Raw genomic sequence first — 9,761 nt, 5'->3', positions numbered from 1 at the left:
CCCGGCCGGTTCCGCCGGGATAACGGGCGACCGGTGCCGGCGGTGCCCCCCGTACGGCCGGTAGGTCGAGGGCGACCCGGCCATCATGCGAGTCGGATGAACCGTACGAGCCGAATGTCCGATGGAACGCCCGCCACCCGTGGAATCTCGGCGACCATGGACCCAACGCAGCCCGTAGCGTTCACCATGGCCGTGTCCCCGAGACGAGTTCCCCGAGACAACCCGAGGCCCAGCATGAATGCGATCAGTAGCTCCCAGCGGTCCACCGGAACCTTCGCGAACGACGATCTGCTGCCCCGGGTGCCGTTGCCCACGCTGGCGGAGAGCTGCGAGCGTTTCCTTGCCTGGTCCGCGCCGCTGCTGACCCCGTCCGAGCGGGCGACGACCGAGGCGGCCGTCGCGGCCTTCCAGGCACCGGGCGGCCCCGGCCCCACCCTGCATGCGGCGCTGGAGCGCTACGAAGCCACCGAGGGCGTACACAGCTGGCTGGACGGCTTCTGGGACTCCCGCTACCTCGGCCGGCGCGACCGCATCGCGCTCAACGCGAACTACATCTTCCTGTTCAAGGACGCCGAGGGTCTGTCCGCCGAGCAGCCGCAGGTGGAGCGGGCCGCCGGGCTCGTGGCGGCAGCCGTCGACTACAAGCTGCGCCTCGACGACGAGCGGGTCGAGCCGGTCGTCCAGCGCGGCCAGACGCTGTCGATGGCGCAGAACACGTTCCTGTTCTCCACGACCCGGATCCCGGGAGCGGCCCAGGACACCGTGCGCACCCCGTACAGCGAGCGGTGGCCCGGGCCGTCCCAGGCCCGCCACATCGTCGTTTTCCACCGGGGAAACATCGTCCGGCTGGACGTCGTCGGGCCGGACGGTCACCCGTACACCCTGGACGACCTCGCGGCGGGCCTGCGCGCCGTGGTGAAGGCCGCCGCGTCGCGGGTTCCGGCGGACGCCGCCGTCGGCCAGCTCACCACCAAGGCCCGGGCCGACTGGGCCGCGAGCCGCCAGGCGCTGCTCACCCTGGACCCCGCCAACGCGGCCGCGCTCGACACGATCGAGACCGCGCTGTTCGCCCTGTGCCTGGAAGACCTCACCCCCGAGGGCAACCTGGCCGCGTGTGACCACCTGCTCCACGGCGACAGCGCCAACCGGTGGTTCGACAAGGCGGTATCACTGATCGTTTTCGCCGACGGCCGGGCGGGCATCAACGTCGAGCACTGTGGGCTGGACGGGACGACGATCCTCAGCTTCGTCGACGACTTGCTGGGTACCTCGCCCGCGGAGCATTCGGCGAGCTCTGGCGCCCGGCCCCAGGGGCTACCCGTCATCGAGCCCGTCGAGTTCGTCCTCGACGCCAGCCTGCGGGCGGACGTAGCCGCCGCCGGCGCGTCGTTCGCGGAGTTCGCCGCAGCGACCGCCTCAACGGTGCTGTCCTTCACCGACTTCGGGCAGAACCGGGCCAAGGCACTGAAGACGTCGCCGGACGCGTTCGTGCAGCTCGCCTACCAGCTGGCGCACAGCCGGGCCAAGGGGCACATCGGCGCCACCTACGAATCGATCGCCACCCGGCACTGGCGGCGCGGTCGCACGGAGGCGATGCGGGTCGTCACCCCGGAGATCCAGCGGTTCGTGACGATGCTCAACGACCCGGGCACCAACACCGCCACCCGCCAGACCGTGTTCCGCGCCGCCGCCGACGCGCACGTGCGGCGCGCGAAGGACTGCCAGGCCGGGCAGGCCCCCGAGCAGCACCTGTGGGAGCTGCAGTTCATCGCCCGCCGCCAAGGCGCGCGGCTGGGGGTGACCGAACCGATCGCGCTCTACGAGACCCCGGGTTGGCTCAAGGCGCGCGACGACTACCTGAGCACCAGCTCCGCGCCGTCCACCAACGTCGAGTTCTTCGGCTTCGGGTCTACCAGCAGCCAGTGCATCGGCATCGCCTACGTGCTACTGCCGGACCGGTTCAACCTCTACCTGAGTACGCCGCGCGCAGTCGCGGACGGGATGTACGCGTTCGCCGGCCAGCTCCAGCAGGTCGTCACCGAGCTGCAGGACCTGCTCGCCACCGACGAGACGGGCGACGGGCTATTCCAGACGGGCTATTCCAGGTAATTGATGATGCGGCCCATGCCCCGCTCCTGCCTTGTCCAGGCGTCTGCGAGCGCAGCCACCGACATCAAGGATGCCCTGACCCGGCCGGCAGCCGGTGTCCCGGAAGCGGATCGGATGGCGCACCCACACCTCACTGGATCCACCACCGGGTACCGCCCTGCCGGGGTGACCGACGTAACAAGGGGATCAGACCGAGGCCCGACTGCTAAACTTGCGGACCATCAGCCTGGATGCGGAAGATCGCGGACGTAGGCGAGTGTCCCGATCCCATAGAGCTACCATCCTGCTAGCACCCTGGCCGGCTGACACCCTGGTCAGAAACGACGCGGTGGGCTCGATCGTCGCCCTGCGCGGAAGCGGCGGCGTCGCTCGACCGTCCGGCGGCCGGCGCGGGGAGCCGGGGTCGGACCGATGCGGCACGGAGAGGACGGACGGCGGTGGATCAATGAGTCTGGCCACCGACCCCCAACAACAGACGATCATCGAGATTCTCCGCGATCCCTCCGCCGTCCGAGTACCACCCGGCGGAGGGTCGGGTGGGCTGCGGTGACCGGCCCGGAGACATCCGCGCCGGCCACGGCCCAGCACCACGAGTCGCCACGCCCCCGGACGGGACCCGCGCCGGAGGTCACCGCCGCCCTGCCGCCGCGACCGGAACAGTTCGACCGGGAGCGGACCCAGGTCATCCGCGGCCTACGCGACCGCCGGGTCCCGGCCGTAGAAGCCTTCGGGACGGCAGTGGACGGGCCGACCCCCGAGGGGCTGCTCCCCCTGTGGGGTCCCGCGACCGGCAAATGGCTCACTCCCCCGATCGGCCGCGGCGAGATCCACCGGGAGCGCGAGGCACCGGCAGTCCCGGATGGCGGGGAACCGGTTGACTACGGGCTGACCATCCTGGACGACGGCGGCCCGGCCGGTGGTCACCACCGTGACGAGCGACCGACCCGGGGTTCCAGCCGCTCGCGGGCCATCTGGACACTCGTCGACCAGGTGCTCTCCAGCGGGACGAACGCCGCGATGTCCTTCGTCATCGCCCGCAGCGTCAGCAAATCCGAGTTCGGGGCCTTCGCCGTCGCCTTCGCGATCTTCTCCTTGATGATCGGGTTCTCGAAGGCCGCCGGCACCGCTCCGCTGGGGATGAAGTTCTCCGACGTGCCGCCACGGGTATTTCGGGTGGCCGGTGCGGCGGGGACCGGCACTGCCCTCGTAATCGGGCTGGTCTCCGGGGTCGTGACGCTCTCCGTCGGTGCGGCGATGGGCGGCTCGGTCGGCGCCTCGCTGGTGGCGATGGGACTGGTCTTTCCCACGCTGCTGCTCCAGGACGCCTGGCGGCAGGTCTTCTTCGCCGAGGGTCGCCCGGCCGCCGCCGCCGCCAACGACGGGATCTGGGCGATCGTCCAGTTCGCCGCCATCTACGCGCTGATCGTCCGCGACGTCTCCACCTCGTGGGCGATGCTGCTGGCCTGGGGTGGCGCCGCCGCGGTCGCCGCCATGCTGGGCGTCACGCAGGCCGGCTTCAAGCCGGCGCCGAGCCTCGTGCGCGAGTGGATCGCCGAACACCGCGACGTCAACGGGTACATGAGCGCCGAGTACCTCACCGTCCAGGGCGCCCAGCAGGCATCCACCCTGCTGCTCGGTACGCTGGGCGCGATCGACCTGGTCGGCGCGCTGCGCGGGGTGCAGACCCTGCTCGGACCGACGACCATTCTCGCGGTCGGGATCGTGAGCTGGGCCATCCCCGAGTTCTCCCGCCGCAAGGACCTCTCGGCCGCGGCCCGGGTCCGCGCCGCCTACGCCCTGTCCGCGGTGATCGTCGCGGCCGGCGCCGCCTGGGGGACGATCTTTCTCGTCCTGCCGACGAGCATCGGGCACTCGCTGCTCGGCGAGACCTGGGAGCAGACCCACGACCTGCTGGCGCTGTCCATCGTGCAGCAGGCGGGCCCCGCGGCGACGGTCGGACCGGCCTGCATGCTCTACGCACTCGGCAAGGCCAAGCTTACCTTCCGCGCGAATGCGGTGCTCGCCCCCCAGCTTGTCGTCTATCCGATCGTCGGTCTGGAGATCGGCGGCGGCACCGGCGCGGTCTGCGGTTACATACTTGCCTTCTGGGTGACCGTCCCCATCTGGTTCATCCTCGTCCGCCGGGCCGCGCGGGAGGTGGAACGGGACACGGCGATCGCCCTTTCCGGTGAGCCGGCCGGACCGGACGTACAGGGCCGAGTTCCGGAGCGCCCGACCCGGACCGGCAATGATGATGTTTCACGGTAACGTACGGGCTGTGCGCAATATGTTCGGCCGACCGCGTCGAGGTGGCGTCCGAGGCGTCGAGGCTACCGCGATGAGTGCTGCCGGGCCAGGGCCGGTAGGGGGGGTTGCGATGATTCTGCGTATTCTTTATCGGTCGGTCGGTTCGGAAAACACGAAGAACCGGCCGGCCTTCTACAGCAAGATTCTTGCGTTGGCCTCTCTCCTCCGGGCCGTCGAGAACGTCGACATCCCGGTACGGATCGTCTTCGTCAATGACGGCCCGATGCCGGCGGAGCGTCTTGCCGTGATGACGTCCGCCGGCGAGGTGCAGTCGGTGCAGTGCGGCAGCAATCGCGCATCTTACCGGTACGTGCTGCGGATGCCGCGGGTCCGGCGCTGGTCGCCGGACGATCTGGTCTGGCTCGCCGAAGATGACTATTTGTACACGGAAAAATCGCTTTCCAGTCTCGTCGCGGCAGCGACCGCGCTCCCCGCGGTCGACTATTTCACCCTTTACAGCACGCTGCGATTCTCCTCGACCACCACCCGCCGCCGGCCAATGGTCCACCGGGACGGCGGCAGCCACTCCCACGCGCCGGTAGTCGACGGCGTGACCTGGGCCAGGGCCGCCGCCACGACCAGCACGTTCGGCCTGCGGGTCGGCACCCTGCTCGAGGACGAACTGCTGCTGCGCTCGATCCCGTTCGTCGGCGGCGCCTTCGACCGCGCGACCTGTCTTACCCTGCAAGGTTTCCAGCCCTTCCGGCTGGCCGAGCTGGGCGGGGAACCGCCTGCGTTCTCCCCGCAGCCCCCCGCCGTGCGGGTCGCTCGTCGGGTGGTGCTGAGCGGGCTGCGCACGACACTCAACGCCGTCGCCCTGGCGCGGCCCGAACGGCTGCGCCGCACGATGCTGGTGCCGGAACCCTCCATGGCCACGCACATGGAGGTGGGTGAGGCGCTCGTTCCCGGTCACGACTGGGCGGCCGAGGCCGAGGCCGTGCAGGCATGGCTACGGGCCCGGCGGCCCGGCCCGGTGGAGACGCCGCTGCTCGGCGCCACTGCCACGGTCACGGCCACGGCCACGGCTTCGGGTACGCAGCGACCCTCCGCCGCGCACGGACCCTCCGCCGTATGAGACCGCGCCTGGCACCGCGAGGGTGGGGGTCTGCCGGCCGCCACACCGTCCGCGCCGCCCACCCGCGGTCACTCCCGCTGCCGCTGCTCCTCCTGCTGATCATCGGCCTGGTCGCCGGCGGGCTCAGCTCCTGCTCGGACACACCCAAGCCGCCCCAGCCCCAGCCCGGCGGTGTGCACTGGGTCTCCGGCGCCAATGGCAACTTCCCCGCGGACGTCAATCTCTGGTCGGTCTTCACCGGCCGCAAGGTGGACCTGGCCGTCGTCTTCACGGATCGGCAGGACTGGACCAACCTGGTCTCGGCCGGCTGGCCGACGCAGGCCTTCACCCGTGACAAGTTCCCCGGCGGCCTGTCGGTCGCCCAGCCGATGTTCCCCAAGGACGGCGACGAGGCCACCTGCGCGACCGGCGCCTACGACAACTACTGGCGGCAGTTCGGCACCACGCTGACGACGTTCGGCCGCGGCGACGCCTTCGTCCGGCTCGGCTGGGAGTTCAACGGCGACTGGTTCTGGTGGTATCCACGCGACGTCGAGACCTGGAAGACCTGCTACCGCCGCACGGTCCTGGCGATCCGGTCGACCGCGCCGCACGTGCGGATCGACTGGAATATAACCGCACACCGGGATCACCTGCCGGTAAGCGGTCAGGACGTCTGGGACGCCTATCCCGGTGACGACTACATCGACGTGGTCAGCATCGACTCCTACGACTCCTATCCCGCCTCCGTCAGTAAGACGATCTGGGACCGGCAGTGTCATCTGCGATCCGGTCTGTGCACGGTGATCGCCTTCGCCCGCGCCCACGGCAAGAAGTTCGCCGTTCCGGAGTGGGGTCTGGTACGCACGACCGGCGGCGGTGGCGACAACCCCTACTACATCCAGAAGATGTACGAGACCTTCACCGCGAACGCCGACGCCCTGGCCTACGAGGCGTACTTCAACAACGCCGAGGAGGGGAACGTGGAATCCTCGCTGTACAGACCGGTACTGAACCCGAACGCGGCGGAACGCTATCTGGCGCTGTTCGGCGTCCGCTGACCGCGCTCGCCTACTCCTGCTGCGAAGCCGGCGGGCACCGCCCGCTTCGGCGTGCCCGGCCGGCGACAGCGGCAGGCCGGGCACGGGAGAACCATCAGGCCAGGGTGGCCTCAAGATCCTTGCGGATCTCCTCGGGGGTGACGGTCGGCTCGTACCGGCGGACCACTTTTCCGTCCGGGTCGACAAGGAACTTAGTGAAGTTCCACTTGATCTCGTCGGTGCCGATCGCTTCCGGCCGGGTCTTCTTGATGTGCTCGTAGAGGAAACCGGCATCGGGCCCGAAGTCACCGGGCGCCTCGGAACGCAGGTGGGTGTATAGCGAGGCCGCTTCGGGCCCGTTCACATCGATCTTGCTCAGGACCGGGAAGGTGACGTCGAACTTCGTGGTACAGAACTCCTGGATCTCGGCGTCGGTACCCGGCTCCTGCCCGCCGAACTGGTTGCACGGGAAGCCGAGGATCTCCAGGCCGCGGCCGTGCAGATCCCGGTACAGGGACTCCAGCCCCTCGTACTGCGGCGTCAGACCGCATTTGCTGGCAACGTTGACAATCAGCAACGTCTGGCCGGCGTAGTCGCCGAGCGAGCGGGAGGTTCCGTCCGCGGCATCGACGGTGAAGTCATGGACAGTCATGGACACCTGACTCTCGATGAGGGCAAGCTGGGACTTCGCGACCGGTCTCCGGCCGCCGAGCGACTTCGACGCTATCCCCCAGAAGTTTTTATGTCATCGAGTTGGTTGCATAACCCGTCAGCGACGCGAACCGGTGCCTCGCGACCGGGGCCCGGCACCGGGATGGCTGGCGCCCCCGGCCGGGGCCGGTCAGGGCCGACCGAGGTGTCTGCGATGCTCAGGGGATCCGGAACGGATACTCATGGGTCCCGCGACGGCACCCCGAGACGACGAACAGGAACGTCAGAGATGACTATCGAACCCGAACTGTTGAAGATCCTCGCCTGCCCGGTCGACAAGGGACCGCTGGAGCTCATCGACGGCTGGCTGGTCAACCCGCGTCTCGGCCATCGCTACGAGATCCGCGGGGACGTTCCGATCCTACTCAGGCCGGATCACGTCGACCCGGCCGTGGCGCGCTCCTCGTCCTGATCCGGCCGAGGACCTCCCTCTGCCCGGGCTGAGCTTCTACCCGGGACTGGGCTCCCGCCGGGTCTGGGACGGGCAGGGGAAAGGACCGGAAATCGGTCGGGGCCCGGGGAGAAGATCCCCGGGCCCCGACCGTCGGTGACGGGAGTCGGCTACTCCCGACCGAACTGCTCACGCAGCCGACGCAGCGCCTCTTCGTCGATCGCCGAGGAAGGCTGCTCGGACTGGGAGGTGTAGGAGGAAGGAGCCGCCGCGGCGGCGTCGGCCTCCTGCGCGGCCCGGATCTGGGCCTGGTGCGCCTCGAAGCGGGCCTGGGCCTCGGCGTATTGCCGCTCCCATTCCGCCTGCTGCTCCTCGTAACCTTCGAGCCATTCCCCGGTCTCGGGGTCGAAGCCTTCGGGGTAGACGTAGTTACCCTGCTCGTCGTACTTGGCTTCCATGCCGTACTGGCTCGGGTCGAACGCCTCGCCGTCGGCAGCCAGCCCTCCCGCCTCGTTCGCCTGCTTGAGCGACAGGCTGATGCGGCGGCGGTCGAGGTCGATGTCGATGACCTTCACCAGGATCTCGTCACCGACGTTCACGACCTGCTCGGGGATCTCCACGTGCCGCTCGGCCAGCTCGGAGATGTGGACCAGACCCTCGATGCCCTCGTCCACCCGGACGAACGCACCGAACGGCACCAGCTTCGTGACCCGGCCCGGGACGACCTGACCGATCGCGTGGGTCCGGGCGAACTGACGCCACGGGTCTTCCTGCGTCGCCTTCAGCGACAGCGAGACCCGCTCGCGGTCCAGGTCGACGTCGAGGACCTCGACGGTGACCTCCTGGCCGACCTCGACCACCTCGGACGGGTGGTCGATGTGCTTCCAGGACAGCTCGGAGACGTGCACGAGGCCGTCCACACCGCCGAGGTCCACGAAGGCACCGAAGTTGACGATGGAGCTGACCACGCCCTTGCGGATCTGGCCCTTGGCCAGCTGGGCGAGGAACTCGGAACGGACTTCACTCTGGGTCTGCTCGAGCCAGGCCCGCCGCGAGAGCACGACGTTGTTGCGGTTCTTGTCCAGCTCGATGATCTTGGCTTCAAGCTCGCGGCCCACGTAGGGCTGCAGATCGCGGACCCGGCGCATCTCCACGAGCGAAGCCGGCAGGAAGCCGCGCAGGCCGATGTCGAGGATGAGACCACCCTTGACGACCTCGATCACGGTGCCGGTGACGACGCCGTCCTCGTCCTTGAGCTTCTCGATCGTGCCCCAGGCGCGCTCGTACTGCGCACGCTTCTTGGACAGGATCAGGCGGCCTTCCTTGTCCTCCTTCTGGAGGACAAGGGCCTCGACGTGGTCGCCGACACTGACGACCTCGTGCGGGTCGACGTCGTGCTTGATCGACAGTTCCCGGGACGGGATCACACCCTCGGTCTTGTAGCCGATGTCGAGCAGCACCTCGTCGCGGTCGACCTTGACGATGACGCCGTCAACGATGTCGCCATCGTTGAAGAACTTGATCGTCTTGTCGACGGCCGCTAGGAAGTCTTCGGCCGAGCCGATGTCGTTGACCGCTACCTGTGGTGTGGTCGGGCTGGGCGAGATGGTCACGGTCTCCACGGGTCGTACGTCGGTGGTGCTCGTCAAGGGGTCGGCTCCGGCTAGGGGTGGTCGTCCGCGCGAGGGCCGGATCGAACCGCCGGGACCGAGGGACAGAAACAACGCCAAAAACGAAGAAACTGTCAGGAACGATAACGACGCTCGAGTGGATCCGCTCGGTCTGAGACCCACGGACCCTCGTGCACGTCCCCAAGTCTAGGGACGGGTGTCCAGGGTGGTCAACGGGCGCCCGCACCAAGACGCGTGCCGTCCGCCATCATCCTCACTCTGCGTAGAGGCATGACGTCCATATGTAGTTTTAGGTGGCGGCACGGCGCCGCGGTAGGCGGGACAACACCGTCCCGCGGATCGTCCCGGCACACGGGTGGGAACGTGTACGGACGGGACGCGACAGAGACGGACGGCGCAGATCGGTTGAAAAGCGGATAAATGGGTGAGTTCGTGGCGTCCGATTCCCGACACCCGCCGACGGCATGGCCTCGCGGCCCGACGCCCGGTCATTCCCGGGTCAGCGCCGGCTCGCCGAC

General features: G+C 68.9%; 7 protein-coding genes. 5 read left to right on the top strand and 2 right to left on the bottom strand.

Annotated features, from left to right (window positions below; genetic code table 11):
• The first annotated feature begins 234 nt into the window (after positions 1-234).
• The 4 genes from AC08OV_RS03785 (at position 235) to AC08OV_RS03770 (ending at position 6,531) form a co-directional block, all read left to right on the top strand.
• Positions 235-2,109: a choline/carnitine O-acyltransferase gene (locus tag AC08OV_RS03785; protein WP_476613878.1), complete on the top strand. Its 1,875-nt coding sequence runs from the start codon at positions 235-237 to the stop codon at positions 2,107-2,109.
• A gap of 546 nt (positions 2,110-2,655) precedes the next feature.
• Positions 2,656-4,377, top strand: a complete 1,722-nt coding sequence (locus tag AC08OV_RS03780; RefSeq protein ID WP_476613877.1) for a hypothetical protein — start codon at positions 2,656-2,658, stop codon at positions 4,375-4,377.
• 109 nt (positions 4,378-4,486) lie between these two features.
• Entirely contained in the window at positions 4,487-5,491 is a 1,005-nt protein-coding gene (locus AC08OV_RS03775; protein ID WP_476613876.1) for a hypothetical protein, read from the top strand.
• Positions 5,488-6,531, top strand: a complete 1,044-nt coding sequence (locus tag AC08OV_RS03770; RefSeq protein ID WP_476613875.1) for a glycoside hydrolase family 26 protein — start codon at positions 5,488-5,490, stop codon at positions 6,529-6,531. Before AC08OV_RS03775 ends, AC08OV_RS03770 begins: the two co-directional genes overlap by 4 nt.
• A gap of 94 nt (positions 6,532-6,625) precedes the next feature.
• On the opposite strand, the gene AC08OV_RS03765 is transcribed toward AC08OV_RS03770, so the two are convergent.
• Positions 6,626-7,162 carry a glutathione peroxidase gene (locus AC08OV_RS03765; protein ID WP_476613883.1) on the bottom strand — a complete coding sequence of 179 codons (537 nt, stop codon included), beginning with the start codon at positions 7,160-7,162 and terminating at the stop codon, positions 6,626-6,628.
• A gap of 288 nt (positions 7,163-7,450) precedes the next feature.
• Here AC08OV_RS03765 and AC08OV_RS03760 point away from each other — a divergent pair, with 288 nt between their 5' ends.
• Positions 7,451-7,633, top strand: a complete 183-nt coding sequence (locus AC08OV_RS03760) for a Trm112 family protein (protein ID WP_476613874.1) — start codon at positions 7,451-7,453, stop codon at positions 7,631-7,633.
• Positions 7,634-7,782: 149 nt separating this feature from the next.
• Here AC08OV_RS03760 and rpsA read toward each other — a convergent pair whose 3' ends face one another.
• Positions 7,783-9,261, bottom strand: a complete 1,479-nt coding sequence (gene rpsA, locus AC08OV_RS03755) for a 30S ribosomal protein S1 (protein ID WP_462185830.1) — start codon at positions 9,259-9,261, stop codon at positions 7,783-7,785.
• Between the last annotated feature and the right edge of the window lie 500 nt (positions 9,262-9,761).

The organism is Frankia sp. CeTa3Moorea, from assembly GCF_978021225.1.
This window is presented reverse-complemented; position numbering and strand designations above follow the sequence as displayed.